Annotated in this window: 18 protein-coding genes and 1 tRNA gene; 10 read left to right on the top strand and 9 right to left on the bottom strand. The window is 68.9% G+C overall.

Going from position 1 to position 19,753, the window contains the following annotated elements:
* Window positions 1-35 precede the first annotated feature (35 nt).
* The 3 genes from cysN to ASG59_RS15020 are packed head-to-tail and all read right to left on the bottom strand — an operon-like array spanning window position 36 to window position 3,216.
* A complete protein-coding gene (cysN, locus tag ASG59_RS15030) occupies window positions 36-1,433 on the bottom strand; it encodes a sulfate adenylyltransferase subunit CysN (protein ID WP_056409754.1) in 1,398 nt (465 codons plus the stop codon).
* A 2-nt stretch (window positions 1,434-1,435) separates the two neighbouring features.
* A complete protein-coding gene (gene cysD, locus ASG59_RS15025) occupies window positions 1,436-2,374 on the bottom strand; it encodes a sulfate adenylyltransferase subunit CysD (RefSeq protein WP_056409749.1) in 939 nt (312 codons plus the stop codon).
* On the bottom strand, window positions 2,371-3,216 hold the full coding sequence (locus ASG59_RS15020) for a phosphoadenylyl-sulfate reductase (RefSeq protein ID WP_056409746.1): 846 nt from the start codon (window positions 3,214-3,216) through the stop codon (window positions 2,371-2,373). The genes cysD and ASG59_RS15020 overlap by 4 nt, the downstream gene beginning before the upstream one ends.
* Before the next feature lie 233 nt (window positions 3,217-3,449).
* On the opposite strand from ASG59_RS15020, the gene ASG59_RS15015 reads away from it, so the two are divergent.
* The 5 genes from ASG59_RS15015 to ASG59_RS14995 all read left to right on the top strand — a co-directional run bounded on the left by ASG59_RS15015 (window position 3,450) and on the right by ASG59_RS14995 (window position 9,148).
* A complete protein-coding gene (locus ASG59_RS15015) occupies window positions 3,450-3,956 on the top strand; it encodes an Lrp/AsnC family transcriptional regulator (RefSeq protein ID WP_055879220.1) in 507 nt (168 codons plus the stop codon).
* 122 nt (window positions 3,957-4,078) lie between these two features.
* Window positions 4,079-5,863 carry a flavodoxin domain-containing protein gene (locus ASG59_RS15010; protein WP_056410079.1) on the top strand — a complete coding sequence of 595 codons (1,785 nt, stop codon included), beginning with the start codon at window positions 4,079-4,081 and terminating at the stop codon, window positions 5,861-5,863.
* An 82-nt stretch (window positions 5,864-5,945) separates the two neighbouring features.
* Window positions 5,946-7,739: an NADPH-dependent assimilatory sulfite reductase hemoprotein subunit gene (locus ASG59_RS15005; RefSeq protein ID WP_056409743.1), complete on the top strand. Its 1,794-nt coding sequence runs from the start codon at window positions 5,946-5,948 to the stop codon at window positions 7,737-7,739.
* A gap of 322 nt (window positions 7,740-8,061) precedes the next feature.
* Entirely contained in the window at window positions 8,062-8,259 is a 198-nt protein-coding gene (locus ASG59_RS15000; RefSeq protein WP_055879226.1) for a hypothetical protein, read from the top strand.
* Between the two features lie 262 nt (window positions 8,260-8,521).
* Entirely contained in the window at window positions 8,522-9,148 is a 627-nt protein-coding gene (locus ASG59_RS14995; protein WP_055879230.1) for a TetR/AcrR family transcriptional regulator, read from the top strand.
* Here ASG59_RS14995 and pyrF read toward each other — a convergent pair whose 3' ends face one another.
* The 5 genes from pyrF to dapA all read right to left on the bottom strand — a co-directional run bounded on the left by pyrF (window position 9,149) and on the right by dapA (window position 12,706).
* Window positions 9,149-9,847: an orotidine-5'-phosphate decarboxylase gene (gene pyrF, locus ASG59_RS14990; protein WP_055879233.1), complete on the bottom strand. Its 699-nt coding sequence runs from the start codon at window positions 9,845-9,847 to the stop codon at window positions 9,149-9,151.
* Between the two features lie 55 nt (window positions 9,848-9,902).
* Entirely contained in the window at window positions 9,903-10,541 is a 639-nt protein-coding gene (locus ASG59_RS14985) for a uracil-DNA glycosylase family protein (RefSeq protein ID WP_055879237.1), read from the bottom strand.
* A 57-nt stretch (window positions 10,542-10,598) separates the two neighbouring features.
* The gene (locus ASG59_RS14980) at window positions 10,599-11,177 is read right to left on the bottom strand and encodes a peroxiredoxin (protein WP_056409740.1); all 579 of its coding nucleotides are present in this window, start codon (window positions 11,175-11,177) and stop codon (window positions 10,599-10,601) included.
* Window positions 11,178-11,220: 43 nt separating this feature from the next.
* The gene (gene smpB, locus ASG59_RS14975; RefSeq protein ID WP_055879242.1) at window positions 11,221-11,694 is read right to left on the bottom strand and encodes an SsrA-binding protein SmpB; all 474 of its coding nucleotides are present in this window, start codon (window positions 11,692-11,694) and stop codon (window positions 11,221-11,223) included.
* Between the two features lie 115 nt (window positions 11,695-11,809).
* Window positions 11,810-12,706, bottom strand: coding sequence for a 4-hydroxy-tetrahydrodipicolinate synthase (gene dapA / locus ASG59_RS14970; RefSeq protein WP_055879246.1), 897 nt, complete (start codon window positions 12,704-12,706; stop codon window positions 11,810-11,812).
* A gap of 200 nt (window positions 12,707-12,906) precedes the next feature.
* Between dapA and ASG59_RS14965 the strand changes: the two genes are divergently transcribed.
* Window positions 12,907-15,192, top strand: coding sequence for a lytic transglycosylase domain-containing protein (locus ASG59_RS14965; protein WP_056409737.1), 2,286 nt, complete (start codon window positions 12,907-12,909; stop codon window positions 15,190-15,192).
* Between the two features lie 151 nt (window positions 15,193-15,343).
* Here the strand turns inward: ASG59_RS14965 and ASG59_RS20710 are convergent.
* Window positions 15,344-15,424 (bottom strand) — tRNA-OTHER (locus ASG59_RS20710).
* Window positions 15,425-15,509: 85 nt separating this feature from the next.
* Between ASG59_RS20710 and ASG59_RS14960 the strand changes: the two genes are divergently transcribed.
* The 4 genes from ASG59_RS14960 to ASG59_RS20965 all read left to right on the top strand — a co-directional run bounded on the left by ASG59_RS14960 (window position 15,510) and on the right by ASG59_RS20965 (window position 19,679).
* Entirely contained in the window at window positions 15,510-16,823 is a 1,314-nt protein-coding gene (locus tag ASG59_RS14960; protein ID WP_056409734.1) for a site-specific integrase, read from the top strand.
* 47 nt (window positions 16,824-16,870) lie between these two features.
* Entirely contained in the window at window positions 16,871-17,290 is a 420-nt protein-coding gene (locus tag ASG59_RS20705; RefSeq protein ID WP_156399262.1) for a hypothetical protein, read from the top strand.
* A gap of 95 nt (window positions 17,291-17,385) precedes the next feature.
* Window positions 17,386-17,739: a hypothetical protein gene (locus tag ASG59_RS14955; protein WP_056409732.1), complete on the top strand. Its 354-nt coding sequence runs from the start codon at window positions 17,386-17,388 to the stop codon at window positions 17,737-17,739.
* A 566-nt stretch (window positions 17,740-18,305) separates the two neighbouring features.
* Window positions 18,306-19,679 (top strand): AAA family ATPase, encoded by a 1,374-nt coding sequence (locus tag ASG59_RS20965; protein ID WP_200945969.1) that lies wholly within the window; start codon window positions 18,306-18,308, stop codon window positions 19,677-19,679.
* The last annotated feature ends 74 nt before the right edge of the window (window positions 19,680-19,753 follow it).

Below are 19,753 nucleotides of genomic sequence, written 5' to 3'. Positions count from 1 at the left end.
CCGCACCCTCCGTGCTCGCCGGCGCGGCGGGTCGGTCAGATGCCGCCGAACACCCAACGGAACTTCGACAGGAAGCCGCCACCCGACTTGGCCGCACGCGCCTCGGCCGGCTCCTCCTTCGCCTTGGCCTCCACCTCCGGCTGGACGAGACCGAGAGCGGCCGTATCGGTCGTCTCGCGGTCGATCAGGATGAAGCCGCCGGTGTCGCGGTTGTCGCGATAGGCGTCGACGGCGACGGGACGGTCGAGGGTGAGGCTCACGTCGGCGATGTCGTTGGCCACCAGCCGCGCGGCGGGCTCGGGGCTCCCCGTCTCCAGGTCGATGCGCGTCCGGATCTCGGTGACCACGGCGTTCACCGTCACGGTGCCGATCTTGGCGAGCAGGCTGGCGCCGGGCAGCAACTCCCGCTCGGCCGCCCAGAACAGGCGGGCGTCGAGCCGGTCGGTCACCCGCATCGGCGCGTCGGCCGCCGCGATGACCGAACCGCGCGAGGCGTCGATCTCGTCGGACAGGACCAGGGTGACCGACTGGCCCTCGCGGGCCTCCGGCAGGTCGCCGTCGGCGGTCACGATCCGGGCGATGGTCGAGGTCCGGCTCGAGGGCTCGACGACGATCGCATCGCCGGGGGCGATGCGGCCGCTGGCGACGAGCCCCGAGAACCCGCGAAAGTCCGAGTTCGGGCGGTTGACCCACTGGACCGGCATGCGGAACGGCGCGGCCTGCTCCTCGACGCGCACCGGCACCTCTTCGAGGTATTGCAGCAGCGGCGTGCCGCGGTACCAGGGCACCACCGCGCCCGGCAGCACGACATTGTCCCCGTTCTTCGCCGACAACGGAATGGCACGGACCTCGGCAAAGCCGAGCGGTGCCGCGAAGGCGTCGAACGCCTGCGTAATGGAATCGAACTTGTCCTGGGACCAGCCGACCAGATCCATCTTGTTGACGGCCAGCGCCACGCGCCTGATGCCGAGCAGCGAGACCAGGAGGGCGTGCCGGCGCGTCTGCCGGGTCAGGCCGGCGCGGGCGTCCACCAGGATCACGGCGACATCCGCCGTGGAGGCGCCGGTGGCCATGTTGCGGGTGTACTGCTCGTGGCCGGGGGTATCGGCGACGATGAAAGACCGCTTGTCGGTGGAGAAGAACCGATACGCGACGTCGATGGTGATGCCCTGCTCGCGCTCGGCCTGGAGGCCGTCGACGAGGAGAGCGAGGTCGATTTCGGTGCCCTGGGTCCCGTGCTTGCGCGAATCGCGCTGGAGAGCGGTGATCTGGTCGTCGAAGATCTGCTTGGTGTCGTGGAGGAGGCGGCCGATCAGCGTCGACTTGCCGTCGTCGACGGAGCCGCAGGCGATGAAGCGCAGAACCTCCTTGTGCTGGTGGGCGGCAAGGAAGCTGTCGTAGCCGAAGGCTTCGGGTGCGTGATGGATGGTCATCTCTAGAAATACCCCTCCTGCTTCTTGCGCTCCATGGCACCCGACCCGTCCTTGTCGATCACCCGGCCCTGGCGCTCGGAGGTACGGGCGGCCAGGGTCTCGCCGATGATTTCGGGAAGGGTCACGGCCGGGCTCTCCACCGCGCCGGTCAGCGGGTAGCAGCCGAGCGTGCGGAAGCGGACCTTGCGCATCTGCGGCGTCTCGCCGGGCGCCAGCGGCAGCCGCTCGTCGTCGACCATGATGAGTTGGCCGTCGCGCTCCACCACGGGGCGCTCGGCCGCGAAATAGAGGGGTACGATCGGGATGCCTTCCTGCTCGATGTAGAGCCAGACGTCGAGCTCGGTCCAATTGGAGAGCGGAAAGACGCGCAGGGATTCGCCGCGCTTCTTCTTCATGTTGTAGATGTGCCAGGGCTCGGCGCGCTGGCGCTTGGGGTCCCAGCGGTGCTGCGCGGTGCGCAGGGAGACGATGCGCTCCTTGGCGCGCGACGCCTCCTCGTCACGGCGGGCGCCCCCGAATGCCGCGTCGAACTTGTGCTTGTCGAGGGCCTGACGCAGCCCTTGCGTCTTCATCACGTCGGTGTGGACCTCCGAGCCGTGGCTGATCGGGCCGACGCCGCGGTCGAGCCCGTCCTGGTTGGTGTGGACGATCAGGTCGAGCCCGAGTTCCTTCGCGCGGGCGTCGCGGAACGCGATCATCTCCTTGAACTTCCAGGTGGTGTCGATGTGCATCAGCGGGAACGGCAGGCGTCCCGGCGCGAAGGCCTTGAGCGCCAGATGCAGCAGCACCGAGGAATCCTTGCCGATGGAGTAGAGCATGACCGGGTTCTCGGTCTCGGCGACCGTCTCCCGCATGATGTGGATGCTCTCGGCCTCGAGGCGCTGCAGGTGGGTCAGTCGCCCTGACCGCGTCGCGGCCAGGGTCGGGGAAGCGGCACTCATCGGGCCATCTCCGGGCTCGTGTTGCGGGTGGTCGTCTCGAAGGCACGGGGCTCGGAGCCCGGTGCGGCGGACGGGTGGAGATGCAGGCCGCATTCCTTTTTCGATTCCTGCTCCCACCACCAGCGCCCGGCCCGCTCGCTCTCGCCGATCCGGACGGCGCGGGTGCAAGGCGCACAGCCGATCGAAGGAAAGCCCCGGTCGTGCAGCACGTTGTAGGGCACGACATTGTCCAGCACGAAGCGGTCGACGTCCGCCCGGCTCCAGTCCGCGAGCGGATTGATCTTGATGAGCCCGTGCGCCTCGTCGGCCTCCGCCAGGGGCGTCTCGGCGCGGTTGGCGGATTGCCCGGCACGCAGGCCGGTCAGCCAGCCGGCGGCACCGGCGAGCGCCCGCCCGAGGGGCTCGACCTTGCGCAGGCCGCAGCAGGCCTGGCGCGCGGCCACCGACCGGCGAAACCCGTTGATGCCCTCGCTCGCGACGAAGGCCTCCTCGGCCACGCGCTCGGGCGCATAGGCCATGATGCGGATGCCGTAGGCCGCTTCCGTCTCCGCCCAGACGTCGTAGGTCTCCGGGAACAGACGGCCGGTGTCGAGGGTGACGATCTCGATCCGCCCCGGCTCCGACTGGCTCCGGCCGAGGCTCTTGGCGTCGAGGCTCTTGGCGTCGAGGCTCTTGGCCATGGCGAGGGCGTGGGTGAGCGCCTGATCCTCGATCCCGAGGCTCGTGGTGAACACGAGGCGGCCGGGGACGGTCGCCCCGACGAGGCGGATGCGGCCGGGGAGATCGAGGGGGGCCATCGCCGCCGCGAGGTCGCGGGCCGCCCGGTCGAGGGGAATGCTCATGAGGGTGATCGAAGAAGCCTGTTGTCGTGAGCCTGAGATGTTCGCTATAACGAACGGTGTCAAGGCATGGCGGCCATGGCGCGGGGGTATTCCGGCCCCTTGCCGGGTCCCGACGCCAACGATGCGGAGGCGGATCGGTTGCCTCCGACTGGAAGATCCTTCTCAATACCCCCGATCGCGCGGTGCTCTCGCACACCCGGCCCGCGCGGACGGCCCGACATCAAGAGGCCCGTGTGGATTCGATAGACCTCAAGATCCTCGGCCTGCTGCAGACCGATGCGACCCTCTCCATCGCCACGATCGGCGAACGGGTCGGCCTGTCGCAGACCCCGTGCTGGAAGCGCATCCAGCGCCTGGAGTCCGACGGCGTCATCGACCGGCGGGTGGCGGTGCTCGATCCGGTCAAGCTCGGCCTCGGCCTCACCGTCTTCGTCTCCATCGAGACGGCGGACCATTCCCGCGACTGGCTGGAGCGGTTCGCCGCCACCGTCTCGGCGATGCCCGAGGTGCTCGAGTTCTACCGCATGGCCGGCGATGTGGACTACATGCTGCGCGTCGTCGTAGCCGATATGCGCGCCTACGATACCTTCTATAAGCAACTCATCGCGACGCTGCCGCTCAAGAACGTCACCTCCCGTTTCGCGATGGAGAAAGTCAAATCGACCACGGCGCTGCCGCTGCCCTCCCTGCCGGCGCAGGGGCGGCTCATCCCCATGGCGGCGGCGACGCTGGAAGAATAAAGTTCTATTTTGCACTGCAAACGTAGGCAGGTCCTTCTATCGAAGCGTCGTTCTGTAAAACGGACGTTCCGCCGACGGCCCGGCCCTCAGGACGACGCGACCAGGACGATATGGCGACCCTCATGGCCCGACACGCGCTCATTCCCCGCAACTCCCCCTTCGACGACACCGCCCGCGCGAGCCTCGACGCGGTCCTCGGTGCCGCCTCGCCGACGCAGCGGGCCTGGCTCGCCGGGTTCCTGGCCGGCCTCGATGCGGCCGGTCCGCAGGCGGCGGCGGCTCCGGCCGCCCCGCCCAAGGCGGCCGAGCCCCTGGCGATCCTCTACGCCAGCGAATCCGGCAACTGCGAAGCCCTGGCCGGCACCATCGCCAAGCTCGCCAAGAAGAGCGGCTTCAAGCCGAAGGTGATCGATTTCGCCGATCTCGACGTGGCGAGCCTCGGCCAGGAGAAGCGGATCGTCGCCATCGCCGCCACCTGGGGCGAGGGCGAGCCGCCGGCCCGCGCCGTACGCGCCTACAACGAACTGATGGGCGAGGGCGCCCCGCGCCTCGAGGGCGTCACCTTCGGCGTCCTGGCCCTGGGCGACACCTCCTACGCGGAGTTCTGCGCCACCGGAAAGGCGCTGGATGCCCGGTTCGAAGCGCTCGGCGCCAAACGCGCCGTGGACCGCGCCGACCTCGACCTCGACTTCGAGACGCCCGCCGCCGCCTGGATCAGGGACACGCTGAAAGCGCTGGCGCCGCCCCCGTCCGCCGACAACGTGGTGGCCGTGGATTTCGCCGGCCGCGTCGGCACCGACGACGCCGAGGACGCCGAGCCGAGCCGAGAGCCGGTCCTGGCCGAGGTCGTCGACCACGTGAACCTGAACTCGTCGCGCTCCGACAAGGAGACGATCCACCTCGCCCTCGAGTTCGCGGAGGGCGCGCCCGCCTACGAGCCGGGCGATTCCCTCGAGATCTACCCCGAGAACGACCCGGCCCTCGTCGACGACATCCTGGCGGCCGCCGGGCTGACGGGCGACGACGCCCTGCGCCGCTCGCTCATCGCCGAGCGCGACGTCACCACCCTGTCGGCCACCACGGTCGAGCGGTTCGTGAAGGCCACGGGACAGGCCGAGGCCAAGGCGCTGATCGACAGCGGCGAGGTCCGCAGCTGGATCGAGGGGCGCCAACTCGTCGACCTGATCGGCGCCTTCCCCGCGGCCCTGACGCGCGAGCATCTGGAGGCGATCACCCGGCCGCTCCCGCCGCGGGCCTACTCGATCGCCTCATCGCGCAAGGAGGTCGGCGACGAGGTCCATCTCGCCATCGTCGCGGTGCGCTACGAGAGCCACGGCCGCGCCCGGTCCGGCGTCGCCTCGGTCCATGTCGCCGACCGGATCAGGAACGGCGCCAAGCTCAAGGTGAAGCTCAAGCCGAACCGGCACTTCAGGCTGCCGAACGACCCGGCGCAGGACATCATCATGGTGGGGCCCGGCACCGGCGTCGCCCCGTTCCGCGCCTTCGTGCAGGAGCGCCGCGCCATCGAGGCCGGCGGCCGCGACGTCGGACGATCCTGGCTGTTCTTCGGCGACCGCCACTTCACCCACGACTTCCTCTACCAGCTCGAATGGCAGGAGGCCCTGGAAGACAAGTCGCTGACCCGGATCGACGTGGCCTTCTCCCGCGACCAGCCCGAGAAGGTCTACGTGCAGGATCGCCTCTACGAGCATCGCAAGGAGCTGGTGGACTGGCTCGACGGCGGCGCCAGCTTCTACGTCTGCGGCGACGCCACCCGGATGGCCAAGGACGTGCGCAACGCCGTGGTCCGGGCCTATGCCGAGGTGAAGTCCCTCAGCGACGCCGATGCCGAGAGCGCCGTCGCCGCCCTGGAGCGGAGCCATCGCTACCAGCAGGACGTCTATTAGCGTGACCCGAGCCCTCCCCCCGACGAGGGGAAGGAACGCACCGAACGCTGCGACCACAACGCGACAACACCGGAATCCCGCCATGGACGATCACACCCCTCCCCGCTCCTACGAGACCCCGCCGACCACGCGGCCGATCGACGAGGCCGAGGCGGCCCGCGAGGCCGGGCTGTCGCACAACGAGCACATCAAGATCGCCAGCGGCTTCCTGCGCGGGACGCTCGCCGACGGGCTCCTCAAGCACGCCACCGGCGCGATCTCCGAGGACGACGGCCAGCTCGTGAAGTTCCACGGGATGTACCTGCAGGACGACCGCGACCTGCGCCCGGAGCGGACCAAGAAGAAGCTCGACAAGGCCTACAGCTTCATGATCCGCCTGCGCATTGCCGGCGGCGTCGTTACCCCCAAGCAGTGGCTGGTGCTCGACGACATTGCCACCACCTACGCCAACGGCACCCTGCGGGCGACGACCCGCCAGACCTTCCAGTACCACGGCGTCATCAAGTCGAACCTCAAGCGCACCATGGCCGCCATCGACGCGGCGCTGCTCGACACCATCGCCGCCTGCGGCGACGTCAACCGCAATGTCATGGCCGCCACCAACCCGGCCCAGTCGGGCGCGCACAAGGCCGCCTACGAGCTCGGCAAGACCATCTCCGACTCGCTCCTGCCCAAGACCAACGCCTGGCGCGAGATCTGGCTCGACGGCGAGCGGGTTGTCGGCGGCGAGGGCGAGCACGAGCCGGTCTACGGCAAGACCTACCTGCCGCGGAAGTTCAAGATCGTGGTGGCGGTGCCGCCCTCCAACGAGGTCGACATCTTCGCCCACGACCTCGGCTTCATCGCCATCCTCGATAAGAAGGGCCAGGTCACCGGCTGGAACGTCACCGTCGGCGGCGGCATGGGCATGACCCACGGCGAGACCGACACCTTCCCGCGCACCGCCGACGTGATGCTGTTCTGCAAGCCCGACGAGGCCGTCCGGGTCGCCGAGGCCGTGATGACGGTGCAGCGCGACTGGGGCAACCGCAAGGTCCGCAAGAACGCCCGTCTCAAGTACACCATCGAGCGCTACGGGCTCGCGGCCTTCCGCGCCGAGGTCGAGAAGCGTCTCGGCAAGACCTTCGCCGACCCCAAGCCCTTCACCTTCACCAACAACGGCGACCGCTACGGCTGGACCGAGGGCGACGACGGCCGCCACCACCTCACGCTCTACGTGGCGAGCGGCCGGATCAAGGATTACGACGGCGACGGCCCGAAGATCCTCACCGGCCTGCGGCGCGTCGCCGAGATCCACGACGGCGACTTCCGCCTCACCGGCAACCAGAACGTCATCATCGCCAACGTGTCGGCCGAGAAGCGTCCCGCGATCGAGGCGCTGGTGGAGGAATACGGGCTACTGAAGGGCGCCGGCGCCCTGCGGCGCAACTCCATGGCCTGCGTCGCGCTCCCCACCTGCGGCCTCGCCCTGGCCGAGAGCGAGCGCTACCTGCCCGACCTCATCACCGACCTGGAGGAGAGCCTGGCCTCGCACGGGCTGTCGGAGGACGAGATCACCATCCGCATGACCGGCTGCCCCAACGGCTGCGCCCGGCCCTTCATCGCCGAGATCGGCCTCGTGGGACGCGGCCCCGAGCGCTACCACCTCTACCTCGGTGCGGCCTTCGACGGTTCGCGCCTCGGCAAGCTCTACGCCGAGGACGTGACCGCGGCGCAGATCCGGACGACCCTCGATCCGCTGTTCGCCGCCTATGCCGCCCGCCGCCAGCCCGGCGAACGCTTCGGCGACTTCCTGATCCGGGACGGCGTGGTGGCCAGGACCCACAACGGGCCGGACTTCCACCTCGCCACGGGAGCGCTCAGGAACGTCGCCTGAGGGCGGCGGCATCCCCGTCATCCATGCCGGCTCGGGATCGTTTCCGAGCTGGCTTGGATGGTCCCCGGCGTCGCGGGCATCGCACCCTCGACCCGAAATCGCGTTCTGGACCCTATGACGGGCGATGCGTGGTCTGGACGTCGAACAATACACTTCGCCAGGTATGACCTGCCAAGACCGAGCCTCTTTTGTTGCAATGCGACAAGAACGAATGCATCGCGGCACGAGGGCCGGTGTTTAAGCTTTTTGCAAGATCGTCCACTTTACGATGAACCGATTGTCGGCATGGCCGTTAATGGGCCACACCCGATGAGAGGCGGCCATGGCCAAGCACGAACTCCTCAGCTACTTCGAGCATCGCCGCGACGGTGCCTGGATCTGCGTGAAGCCGTTCACGCTGACCACCAAGGTCAGCAGCGTCGATATCCGCCAGGGCATGCGCTTCGACTACGGCAAGCGTATCGGTGGCGTCGATCTCGCCGAGTATCTCGAGCAGCTGGGCTGTCAGTTCGGTTCCTAGACCGCCTGGGCATTCTGTGTCGTCGTTTCGCGGCGGAGATTTTTCTCCGCCGCTTTTTGCGTGGATGTGCCCCGGGTCGCGATGGAAGCGCGGCGATTGCCGGAGATTGCGCTCGCGGACCTGGAAAAAGTGGTCCGTCCTCATCCTGAAAGAGTAGGACTCTTCGACGTGCCCGCCCCTCTTTCAACAGGGACGGGAATGGATGGCGCGGACGATGCCCAGTCGTTTTGACGGGCGCGGGCGGGCGACCTAGGGTCTCGCGATGACGAACGATGCCGACGCGGCGACCCTGGTGCCGGACGAGACCGCACCCACGACCCGGTGCCGTATCCTGGCGACGGCCGAGCGCTTCTTCCACGAGATCGGCTACCAGAAGACGACCGTGGCCGACATCGCCAAGGCCCTGCGCATGAGCCCGGCCAACGTCTATCGCTTCTTCGAGTCGAAGAAGGCGATCAACGAGGCCGTGGTCGCCCGCGTGATCGAAGACATCGAAGCGCTGATCGCGACCATCGCCGATGCGCCCGGGCGCAGTGCCACCGACCGCATCGCCGACATCGTCCGGGCCCTGCACCACGACTGCGTCGAGCGTTGCCGCGCCAATCCGCGCATGCACGAGATGGTCGAGGCGGCCATGAGCGAGAGCTGGGAGGTCTGCGGCCGGCACGTCTCGCGCATCGGCGCCGTCCTCGTTCGGGTGGTCGGCGAAGGCATGCGCGACGGCGAGTTCGGCGTGGCCGATGCCGAGGTGGCGGCCCTCTGCGTGCAGGCGGCGATCGTGCGCTACTGCAACCCGCTGCTCGTCAGCCTCTATCCCAACATCCCGGGTCCGCCTCTGGAGGACATGATCGGCTTCCTCCTGAGGGGCCTGCGCGCGCCCTCCTCGTGATCAGGCCAGATCGGCGACGATGGCCTGGACCACCGCGCGCGGGTCGGACGCCGCGGTGATCGGCCGACCGACCACCACGTGGTCGATGCCCGCCGTCCTCGCCTCGCGGGGCGTCATCACCCGCTTCTGGTCGCCGGTGGCGGAGTCCCTCGGGCGGATGCCGGGCGTGACGATGCAGCGGTCCGGCCCGATCGCGGCCCTGACCGGGCCGGCCTCGAAGGCCGAGCAGACGATGCCGTCAATGCCGGCCTCGGCCGCCTGGCGGGCACGGCGCTCCACCAGTTCGGCCACCGGCAGCGCATAGCCAGCCTCGTCGAGATCGGCGGCGTCGTAGGAGGTCAGCACGGTCACCGCCAGGATGCGCGGTCCGTTGGCGCCCCGTCCGCGCACGGCCGCCCGCATGGTCTGGGGATAGGCGTGGACGGTGAGGAAGGTGGCGCCGAGGTCTGACAGGGCCGCGACCCCCTCCTCCACCGTGTTGCCGATGTCGTGCAGCTTGAGGTCGAGGAACACCTTGAGCCCGGCCGCCGCCAGACGCGGCACCAGGGCGAGGCCGCCGCCGTAGGCCAGCCGATAGCCGATCTTGTAGAACGTGGCGGCGTCCCCGATGCGCTCGACGAGGCCGAGGGCCTCGTCCGGGGTGGCGACGTCGAGGGCGACGATCAGACGGTCACGGGGGTCTGCGATCGTCGTCGGCATCGGGTTCTCCGTGTGGCGGCGGGAGGAATCCCGCCAAAGCCCGGCCCTGTCAACGTCACGGGCTGGGCCCGGGCGCCATCACCGCCGCCACCTCGGCCCTGAGCGCCGGCAGCAGCTCCCGCTCGAACCAAGGATTGGCCTTCAGCCAGCCGTTGTTGCGCCAGGAGGGATGCGGCAGTGGCAGGGCGCGGGGTCGCCGCGGCTCGTCGAGGATGGCGCGCCAGCGCTTCACCGTCCCCGTCAACCCGTCCGGCATCGCCCCGAAGTGCCACGCCTGGGCATACTGGCCGATGACCAGGACGAGATCGAGCGCCGGCAGGCCCGCGAGGAGTTCGTCGCGCCAGCGCGGCGCGCATTCGCGCCGAGGCGGCCGGTCGCCACCCTTGGCGTCGAGTCCGGGAAAGCAGGCCCCCATCGGCAGGATCGCGACGCGGTCCGGATCGTAGAAGGCCGGCTCGTCGAGCCCGAGCCAGTCGCGCAGGCGAATGCCGGACGGATCCTGGAACGGGATGCCGCTGCGGTGGGCGCGGGTGCCGGGCGCCTGGCTGGCGATGCAGAGGCGAGCCCTGGCGGTGCCCTGGACGATCGGAAGCGGCTCGTGCGGCAGCGGTGCACCGAAGCGCGGCGCGTCGCGGCAAAGGCGGCAGGCACGCAGGGCGGCGGCGGTGCGATCGAAACCCGTGGATGGCGGCATGGCGGGGAGGTAAGGCGCGGCCCCCTCCCCGGCGAGGTCTGGCGGCCTACGGTGGGATCACGTCACCGACGACGGCGCGCTCTCGAGCCACGCCAGCACCTCGGCCGCGCTGCGGTCGGGCGGGAACACCGGGTAGAACACCTTGGTGACGCGGCCGTCGTCGACGACCATCGTCAGGCGCTTGAGCAGGATCTGGCCGGCGGCTTCGAAGGTCGGCAGGCGGATCGCCATGGCGAAGGCGCGGTGGGGGTCGGCCAGCAGGGTGAAGGGTAGGTGCAGCCTTTGCGCCACCTCCTGCTGGTAGGCGCTGGTCTGGGTCGACAGGCCGTGGACCTGTGCGACGCCGCGGGCGACCAGCTCGGCATGGTGGTCGCGAAAACCGCAGGTCTGGGGCGTGCAGCCGCGCGCGCCGGGGATCGCGTCCCAATCGGCCACCAGGTTGGGCTGTCCCGGCTCGCCGGTGCGCGGATAGGCGTAGACCACCGTGCGCCCGGCGAGTCTCGCCAGCGAGACCCGGCCGCCGTCGGTGGCCGAGAGCGAGACGTCGGGGAGGCGAATGCCCTCGAGATGCCGGGCGGCCCCGTCGTCGGCCGGTGCCGGCAGGTCGTCGGGGAGTGCCGTGTAGTCCTGCGCCATCGCAACCTCCTTCGCCTTCCGGGCCTATCGGCGGTCCCGGTCCCTACCCGCGGTCCCGCAGGATCCTCGCACGGTCGCGGTCCCAGTCCCGCTGCTTCGAGGTCTCGCGCTTGTCGTGGAGCTTCTTGCCACGGCCCAGACCGAGCTCGATCTTCGCCCGGCCCTGGTCGTTGAAATAGATCTTCAACGGCACGACCGTGTAGCCCTCGCGCTGGGTGGCGCCGATCAGCTTGTCGATCTGGCGGCGGTGCAGCAGCAGCCGGCGCGGGCGCTTGGGCTCGTGGTTGAAGCGGTTGGCCTCGAGATATTCCGGGATGTAGGCGTTGAACAGCATCAGGTCGTCGCCCGACGGCCCGGCGTAGGCCTCGCCGATCGTCGCCTTGCCCTTGCGCAGGGATTTCACCTCGGTCCCGGTCAGCGCGATGCCCGCCTCCAGGACGTCGGAGATCTCGTAGTGGTAGCGCGCCGCACGGTTGTCCGCGACGATGCGACGGGAGGGTTCGGGTTTGGGAGCCATCTCGATGCCGGTTGGGGCCGGGTGCGCCGTGCCACCGGGTCTTGGGGTAGGATTCGGGATATGGTTTGCCGCGTCGCGTTCTGCGAGGGCGGCCGGGGCCGTCGGTGCCGGGCGATCAGGCCTCGATCAGTCCCGCGTGCTGAAGGGCCGCGTCGACGATGGCCCTGGTGCCCTCGCTCACCGTGAGGAGCGGCAGCCGGACCTCGTCGCGCATGAGGCCCAGACGCGACAGGGCGTATTTCACGGGCGAGGGGTTCGATTCGGCGAACAGCCCCACGTGCAGCGGCAAAAGCACGTCCTGCAGCTGCAGCGCCTTGGCGTAATCGCCCGCCAGGGTCGCCTCCTGGAAGGTCGCCGAGAGCCGCGGGGCGACGTTCGAAACCACGGAGATGCAGCCGACGCCGCCCTGGGCATTGAATCCGAGCGCCGTCGCATCTTCGCCTGAAAGTTGGATGAAGTCTTCGCCCATGGCCTGTCTCTGGAGACTGACCCGGTCGAGCTTGGCCGTGGCGTCCTTCACGCCGGCGATGTTCTTGAGCTCGAACAGGCGCGCCATGGTCTCGACACTCATGTCGACCACCGACCGCGCAGGAATATTGTAGATGATGATCGGGATGCCGACCGCGTCGTTCACGGCCTTGAAATGGGCATAGAGCCCGTCCTGGGTCGGCTTGTTGTAGTAGGGCGTCACCACCAGCACGGCGTCGGCGCCCACCGCCTCGGCGTGGCGCGCCCGCGCCACCGCCTCGGAGGTGGAGTTCGAGCCGGCGCCGGCGATCACCGGCACCCGGCCGGCGGCCTCCGCCACGCAGGCCTCGACCACCCGGTCGTGCTCGTCGTGGGTCAGGGTCGGGCTCTCGCCGGTGGTGCCGGTGGGCACGAGGCCGTGGATGCCCTGGTCGATCTGCCAGTTCACGAAGGCGCGGAAGGCGGCCTCGTCGAAGACGCCGTCCTTGAAGGGCGTGGCGAGGGCGGTCATGGCGCCCTTCAGGCGTCGTGTGGTCTCGGTCATCCTGGCGTTCCCGGCCGTCGATCTCTCACGCTCGCGGGCCCATGGCGGCGTCGCGGCCCCGGCAGCCGGGCAGACATAGGCCGTCGGCTGCGCCCGCGCAAACGCTTCGGCCCCGCGGTTAACGCGTCCTTAACGGGGCTTGGCTCAGCCTGTCCCACGGCCGCGCTCCAAGCCCGATTCACGATGGGACCAGACGCACGATGACGGTCACGCTCGTCCCCTTCCGCGGCCTGTCCACGGCCTGCCTCGCCCTCGCGCTCGGCCTCGCCGCCGCGGGGCCCGGGTTTTCCAACGAGGCGGTGCCCGTCAGCGATGCCGTGGCGCCCGCCGGCCAGCGCGAGGAAGACAAAGCGATCTCGGACCCGGTCTCGGCCGATGCGGCCAAGGTCGAGCTGACGGCGCCGGAATCGGCCGCCAAGCCCCTGTCCACCGGCCCGCTCCCGATCAGGGGCAGCGCGGCGTCCGCCTATGCCTCGGCCGATGCCGATGCGCCGATCGCCTTCCCGCTTCCCGACGCGGCGGTGACGCCGGCCGCCCCGGTGCCGGAACTGCCCGATCCCGCCCGGCTGTCGCGCTCGGGCGACACCGACATCGACGCCCTGCGCCAGGCCGTCGACGCCTACCGCAAGGGCCGCGTCGGCGACGGCGACCGCTCGGCGCAGGCCTTCAAGGACCCGGCCGCGCGCGCCCTGCTCGAATGGGTGGCGATCCGCGCCGGGGCCGGCATCGGCTTCGAACGGACCGTGGCGTTCATGCGCACGACACCGGACTGGCCGGCGGGTGCCCTGATCCGGCGACGCGCCGAGGAGGCCCTCCTCACCGAGAAGAAGAGCCCGGCGGTGGTGCGCGCCTATTTCGCCGCCGCCAAGCCCGCCAGCGTGCCGGGCAAGGTCGCCCTGGCGCTGGCCTTCAAGGCCGACGCCCTCGACCAGGACGCGGTGGCCCTGGTGCGCGACCTCTGGCGATCCGACAGCTTCGGCAAGTCCCTCGAGACGCGCATCCTCGATGCGTTTCCCGGCGCGATCACCCGCACCGACCACCGCTTCCGCATGGAGCGGGCCCTCCTGAAGGAGGATTGGGAGCTCGCGGCCCGCGCGGCGGGCTATGCCGGCGCCTCCTACGTCACCCTGGTGAAGGCGCGCCGGGCGGTGGAGGACAAGAGCGCGGGCGCGGGTGCGGCCCTCAACGCGGTCCCCCTCGTCCTGCGCAACGATTCCTCCTACCTGATGTCGCGGGCCCAGTTCCTGCGCCGGGCCGACAAGACCGTCGAGGCCGCCGCCATGCTGGCCGCCGCCCCCACCAACCCGGACGTGCTCGCCGATGGCGACGAGTGGTGGGTCGAGCGCCGGATCGTGGCGCGCAAGCTCATGGACATGGGCGACGCCAAGACCGCCTATCGGGTCGCCAGCGGCCACAGCGCCCGCACGGTGGAGAAACGGATCGAGGCCGAGTTCCACGCCGGCTGGATCGCCCTGCGCTTTTCCGGCGACGCGGCGACGGCCGCCGGGCATTTCGCCACCGCCGCCGGCATCGCGGAGACGCCGATCTCGCTGGCGCGCGCCGCCTATTGGCAGGGCCGCGCCGCCGAGATCCTCGGGGGGGCGGAGAGCGCCCGCCCGTACTACCAGCGCGCCGCCCTGCAGCCGATCGCCTATTACGGCCAGCTCGCCCGGGTGAAGCTCGGCGAGGCGAGCCTGCCCCTGCGCAGCGTCGTCCCCCTCGAGTCAAAGGCCAGGACCGCCTTCGACGACCGGCTCTGCCTGCGTGCCCTGCGCCTGCTCGAGGCGGCCTCCCTCAAGGAACTGGCGCTGCCGCTCTACATCGACATCGCCACCCGCCTCACAGACCCGGCCGAGATCACCGCGCTGGGGGACCTCGCCGTGGAGATGCGCGACTCGCGGGCGCTGGTGGCGATCGGCAAGCTCGCGGTGCAGCGCGGCCTGCCCCTCGACGCCCACGCCTATCCCACCATCGGCATCCCGGCCTACGAGGCGTCCGCCGCGGTGCCGCTGGTGGAGAAGGCGATGGTCTTCGCCATCGCCCGCCAGGAGAGCCAGTTCGATCCGCGCGCGCAATCGAGCGTCGGGGCCCGCGGCCTGATGCAGATGATGCCGGCCACCGCCCAGCGCACGGCCCGGCGGGTGAGCGCATCCTACGATCAGGACAGGCTCACCAGCGATCCGGCCTACAACGCACGGCTGGGCCACGCCCACCTCGGCGAGCTGATGGAGGACTGGCGCGGCTCCTACATCCTCGCCTTCGCCTCCTACAACGCCGGCGGCGGCAACGTGAAGAAATGGATCGACGCCTACGGCGACCCGCGCCGCAGCGGCGTCGACCCGATCGACTGGGTCGAGCGCATCCCCTTCACCGAGACGCGCAACTACGTGCAGCGGGTGATGGAGAACCTGCAGGTCTACCGCAACCGCCTCGACGGCCGCAGCGCCCTGCTCATCGAGAGCGACCTCCAGCGCGGCGCGCGCTGAAGGCGGCCGGCGCGAGGCGCGATCTCGCGGCGAGGGATCGGGGAAGGCGGAGCCGCAGCGTCGCGTGGCCGCCCCGTCGCGGCTCGGCCACGCGGCAGCGAACTCCGGCGCTCGCAAGCCGCGCGACGATCACGATGTGACGAAAACTGAATGGCGCGCCCACGGGGAATCGAACCCCGGTCTGATCCGTGAGAGGGATAGGACGCGCACATTCCGATTAATATGAGATCGCTATCCCGCTGCAGCGCTGGCGTTATTTGCTCATCTCTCTCATAGTTCGTTTCAACCTCAGTGTGAGACGGTCTGTGAGACTTAAAATGGCGCAGCCATCGACAATCGACAGCCCCGCCAAGCGAGCTAAGCTGGCGTCGAACAAGAACCCTTACTGGCAGGGGGTGTCCGGCGGGCGCGGGGGCGTTTCGCTCGGCTATCGTCGGTCTGCCCGTGGCCCTGGCTCCTGGGTCGCGAAGATCGTTGTGGACGGCAGGCGTGCAGAGGCACGCCTGGGCAACGCCGACGATGCCGGAGCAAACGCCGAATCGCTCAGCTTCCCGTCTGCCGTCACCGCGGCCCTGGTCTGGGCCAGGAAACAGGTCGCACAGATCGCGAACGAAGACCCGGAAGCAGAGGTCGTCTCAGCACCCACTGTTCGGTCGGCCGTCGAGGCGTACATTGCGGCCCGATCGAAGCGGCAGTCGAAGGGCGACATTGGAACGGCCGGGCGTCTGCGAAAGCACGTGCTCGCCGATGAGCGATTCGCCGCCCTCGAGATCTCCAAGCTGACGGCCCGCGCGATCCAGGCCTGGCGGGGGCGTCTCACGAAGAACTATGCGCAGACGAGCGTGAACCGGCTCCTCAACGACCTTCGAGCCGCCCTGAACGCCGCGATCGATGCGAACCGTCAAGCGATCCCAGCTACGGTCGCAGCCGAGGTCAGATCCGGGACGAAAGCACTTTCGGCCGATGCCAATGCCCGCAAGCAGGTTCTACCGGACGCAGCAATTCGCAGGCTCATCGACGCTGCATTCGAGATCGATTCGACCGGCGATTTTGGGCGGCTGATCTTGGTCATGGCCGCGACGGGGGCTCGGTTCTCCCAGATCGAGCGCCTGACCGTCTCCGACGTTCAATCCGCCCGATACCGCATCATGGTTCCCCCGTCCCGGAAGGGTCGCGCTGCCAAGAAGCCGACTCCGATCGCGGTGCCGGTCGGCGCTGACGTCATAGGCCGGCTTCAACCCGTGATCTCGAACCGCCGCGGGGACGAGCCATTGCTGCTGCACTGGATCAGCAAGCAGGTCGGCCCCGTCGAGTGGGAGCGTGTCGAGCGCCGGCCCTGGGGCGCGTCGTTCGTGCCCACTCGGCAATGGGCCAAGGCGCGCGATGTCGCGGAGCTGCCGACCGACATCGTGATGTTGTGCCTCCGGCATAGCTCGATTGTCCGGGCACTGAGCGTCAACGTCCCGGTGCGGCTGGTCGCGGCGCTGCACGACACCAGCGTGGGAATGATCGAACAGCACTACTCGGCCTACATCGTCGACGCGACGGAGGAGCTCGCGCGCCGGGCGGTGACGCCGCTTGCGCCGATCGAGGCAACACCGCTGCGTTCCGTGGCCGAGGTGGCGGCGTGAAAAAGCCGCCGCGGGCTCGTACTAAGTTAACGAAGAGCGGACGCCTCATGGGCCGACCGCCGGGTGATGCCGCTCCCGGCCAGATTGCTGAGCGTCCGGTCGTGACGCGCCGCCTAGTAACGCTGGTTCATCCTCGCGCGGTGCTTCTCAACGGCGTCTACGTTTCAGCCTATGGGCCGCCTCGCCCGATCTATGAGGAGCGCGAAAACGGGAGAGGCCGCTGGGGGCAAACGTCTAGCGACGACACGCTTTGGATCGTGAGGGCGATCGAGGGTCGCGGACGCACCGGCTACGCAGCCAAACTTGCGGAGCAGCTTGCCGAGGAGAAGGGGAGGCCCGTCGCGAACGTCGAAGCCGTCAAGCGGAAGCTCATCACCACACGAGCCGCGATCAAAGCCGTGAAAGAACGCCTCGATACCCCACGGAAAGTGCCTCACGAAATCTCGGACTTTCCGCCAGAAAGCTAGCCCCAGGAATGCTTTAGGCCGGGGGCATTCTTCGTAGCTCCCGGCCGTCTCAGTCTCATGCTTCCCTCCGGTCACAATAGGCAGGGATGACGAACATGCAGACCAAAAAGATCATCGGTGAGCAGCGCGGCACAGCGCGACAGAGCACGGCCTTGGCTGCGCTTTTGGCTGGCAGGAAGAGCCTTAAGGTTCCCGTCCGGATGCCCTGGCAGGAGCGGCCGTATCAGCAACTCGGGGCCGCCAGCGAGATCGCCCAGATCTCGGAAGCCGCGCTGTATAAGGCCGAAAAGGAGGGTGCGCTGACCTTCGTGCGTCTTGCCGGACGGACGCTAGTCGAGACCGCCAGCCTGATCGAGTTCCTTCGCCGCGCCCAACCTTGGGCACCGTCAGATCGCGGCGCCGCAGCTCGGGCGAAGCGCGCCGAAGTTGCCCGCGCGAACTTCCGTTGAGGGTCGGATGATGAAGCTCACTCCGATTATCTCACGCGCCGCGACTGGCGACGGCTACGCGATCACTTGGTGCCAGCCGCCAAATTTGGCCGCCGGGAACGCGCAGTTCTTCGATGCTGATCCGCGCCGGCTCGTTCAGCTCCGGCCTTTGCTGAAAGTTGAAGTCTCAATTAACGGCGCAGGCCGAGAAGCCAATGCCCTTCTTGTAGTCAGAGGCGGACAAGGCAAAACAGATCTTGCCTATTATGTGCGTGTACCGCCGCATCTCCGGAAAAATACTCGATCGGGTGTGAGACCCCGTTTCATAAGTCGCCGTCTTGCGGCGTGGAGGCCCAAAAGGGCAGTGGTTCGAGCACATTCCTCAGTGCTGCAAAGTGGGCGACGTCGAGCCCAAAGCCCCGCTATGCGGGTTATGAAACGGGGTCTGATGCGCGCAATCCAATGCGTTCGGCGCTTCAACAGTGGACTTGCCGACGACATCTGTAAGTCCGCGGCTCTGTCGACCTGGCCGACTTCATAGTGACGCCCGGGGCCTCTGCAAAGGCGACCAGCCGGAAAGGCTTTCGATGTCTCTTGATGTAGGCCGGCAACCAGCGCGCGGCAACAACGCCGATTATACGGGGGTGCCGTCTGACGCACTGCCCGAAATTAACGCGTCCGACGCATCAACGGCCCGGAACAACTTCCGTTCGCTCTACGACAACGGCTTCACACGCGTCGTGCCGGTGCTGCCGGTCGACGCCGAGATCAGCGAGACCTCGTCGCTCAACCGCAAGGGCGCGGCCGGCAAGGCGGTCGGCGTGCGGGGCTGGTCGGGGGCCTGGCACGGCTTCGACTGGGTCAAGCACGAGTGCGACGAAGCCGATCTCGCGCGCTGGCACGCCATGGGCGCTGACATCGGCATCAAGGGCGGGCCGATGCCAGACGGGACGTGGCTCGTGTGGATCGACGCGGATACGCTCGTCGAGCAGTGGGCGACCCTGATCGAGGGCCACGTCAACATGCTCGCGCCGCTGCACGCGGACCTGCCCAAGCGCGTCGGCCGGGCGCCCAAGGCGGCCTACCCGATCCGCGTCTCGGGCGAGATCGCTTACGCGCGCATCGACTTCGGCGGCACGCCCGAGAAGCCGGAGCGGGTGGAGCTGCTATCCGAGGGCCGGTACGCCAAGGTCGAGGGGCTGCACCCCGAAACGGGAGCACCGTACTCGTGGCCGCGGCCCCTGGTGCCCTACGACGAGCTGCCGGTCATCACGCCCGAGCGGCTGATGCAGTTCCTGGAGGATCTTCGGCCTCTCCTGCCGGCGTCGTCCGCCGTGAAGACCTCGGGCGCGTCGGTGGCCGTCAACCAGGAGAGCTTGCGTGGCGATCCCGAGCTGGTGCGCAAGGCGGTGGCCCTGATCCCGAACACGTCCGAGCGGTTCCCAACGCGCGAGAGCTACCTGCACGTGGGCTACGCGATCAAAGCCGCCCTGCCGGACGACGAGCCGACGGCGCTGGCGCTCTACGAGGATTGGTGTGGGCGCTGGTCGGATGGCGAGAACGACCCGGAGGTGGTCGCGAGCGATTGGCGCCGGATGAAGCCGCCCTTCCGGATCGGCGCACCGTTGCTGTTCGAGCTGGCCGAGGGCGCGGCGCCGGGCCAGTTCACGAAGGCGGATCGGTGGTTCGACCATGTTGCTGGGGCGGCGGCGGCGGTCGACGGCCAAGTCGTAGCCGCTTCAGCCGAGATCGATTGGTTCAGCCCGGTTGATTGGGAGGGGGTGCCGGAGAAGCCGGCCGAATGGCTTTTGAAGGGGTGGATTCCGCACGGGCACGTGTCGCTTTTGTATGGGGATGGGGGAATCGGAAAGACGCTGGCCGCTCAGCAGCTCGCCACCGCGATGGCTGCCGGCAAGGATTTCCTCGGCCTGCCTACACTGTCAAACAGCGTTGAACATTGACCCTGGATCGGCGTCGAACTTTGACCCCCCGGATGGGTATGGCGGGGCGCCCCTGATCAGCCCGGCGAAGCGGG

The organism is Methylobacterium sp. Leaf466, assembly GCF_001425565.1.
In the GTDB taxonomy this organism is placed as follows: Bacteria; Pseudomonadota; Alphaproteobacteria; order Rhizobiales; family Beijerinckiaceae; genus Methylobacterium.
This window is presented reverse-complemented; position numbering and strand designations above follow the sequence as displayed.

What these genes read in the sequence shown, in the direction of transcription:
- cysN (WP_056409754.1), bottom strand. Translation starts at nt 1,433, where the DNA reads ATGACCATCCATCACGCACCCGAAGCCTTCGGCTACGACAGCTTCCTT.
- cysD (WP_056409749.1), bottom strand. Translation starts at nt 2,374, where the DNA reads ATGAGTGCCGCTTCCCCGACCCTGGCCGCGACGCGGTCAGGGCGACTG.
- ASG59_RS15020 (WP_056409746.1), bottom strand. Translation starts at nt 3,216, where the DNA reads ATGAGCATTCCCCTCGACCGGGCGGCCCGCGACCTCGCGGCGGCGATG.
- ASG59_RS15010 (WP_056410079.1), top strand. Translation starts at nt 4,079, where the DNA reads ATGGCCCGACACGCGCTCATTCCCCGCAACTCCCCCTTCGACGACACC.
- ASG59_RS15005 (WP_056409743.1), top strand. Translation starts at nt 5,946, where the DNA reads ATGGACGATCACACCCCTCCCCGCTCCTACGAGACCCCGCCGACCACG.
- ASG59_RS15000 (WP_055879226.1), top strand. Translation starts at nt 8,062, where the DNA reads ATGGCCAAGCACGAACTCCTCAGCTACTTCGAGCATCGCCGCGACGGT.
- ASG59_RS14995 (WP_055879230.1), top strand. Translation starts at nt 8,522, where the DNA reads ATGACGAACGATGCCGACGCGGCGACCCTGGTGCCGGACGAGACCGCA.
- pyrF (WP_055879233.1), bottom strand. Translation starts at nt 9,847, where the DNA reads ATGCCGACGACGATCGCAGACCCCCGTGACCGTCTGATCGTCGCCCTC.
- ASG59_RS14985 (WP_055879237.1), bottom strand. Translation starts at nt 10,541, where the DNA reads ATGCCGCCATCCACGGGTTTCGATCGCACCGCCGCCGCCCTGCGTGCC.
- ASG59_RS14980 (WP_056409740.1), bottom strand. Translation starts at nt 11,177, where the DNA reads ATGGCGCAGGACTACACGGCACTCCCCGACGACCTGCCGGCACCGGCC.
- smpB (WP_055879242.1), bottom strand. Translation starts at nt 11,694, where the DNA reads ATGGCTCCCAAACCCGAACCCTCCCGTCGCATCGTCGCGGACAACCGT.
- dapA (WP_055879246.1), bottom strand. Translation starts at nt 12,706, where the DNA reads ATGACCGAGACCACACGACGCCTGAAGGGCGCCATGACCGCCCTCGCC.
- ASG59_RS14965 (WP_056409737.1), top strand. Translation starts at nt 12,907, where the DNA reads ATGACGGTCACGCTCGTCCCCTTCCGCGGCCTGTCCACGGCCTGCCTC.
- ASG59_RS14960 (WP_056409734.1), top strand. Translation starts at nt 15,510, where the DNA reads ATGGCGCAGCCATCGACAATCGACAGCCCCGCCAAGCGAGCTAAGCTG.
- ASG59_RS20705 (WP_156399262.1), top strand. Translation starts at nt 16,871, where the DNA reads ATGGGCCGACCGCCGGGTGATGCCGCTCCCGGCCAGATTGCTGAGCGT.
- ASG59_RS14955 (WP_056409732.1), top strand. Translation starts at nt 17,386, where the DNA reads ATGCAGACCAAAAAGATCATCGGTGAGCAGCGCGGCACAGCGCGACAG.
- ASG59_RS20965 (WP_200945969.1), top strand. Translation starts at nt 18,306, where the DNA reads ATGTCTCTTGATGTAGGCCGGCAACCAGCGCGCGGCAACAACGCCGAT.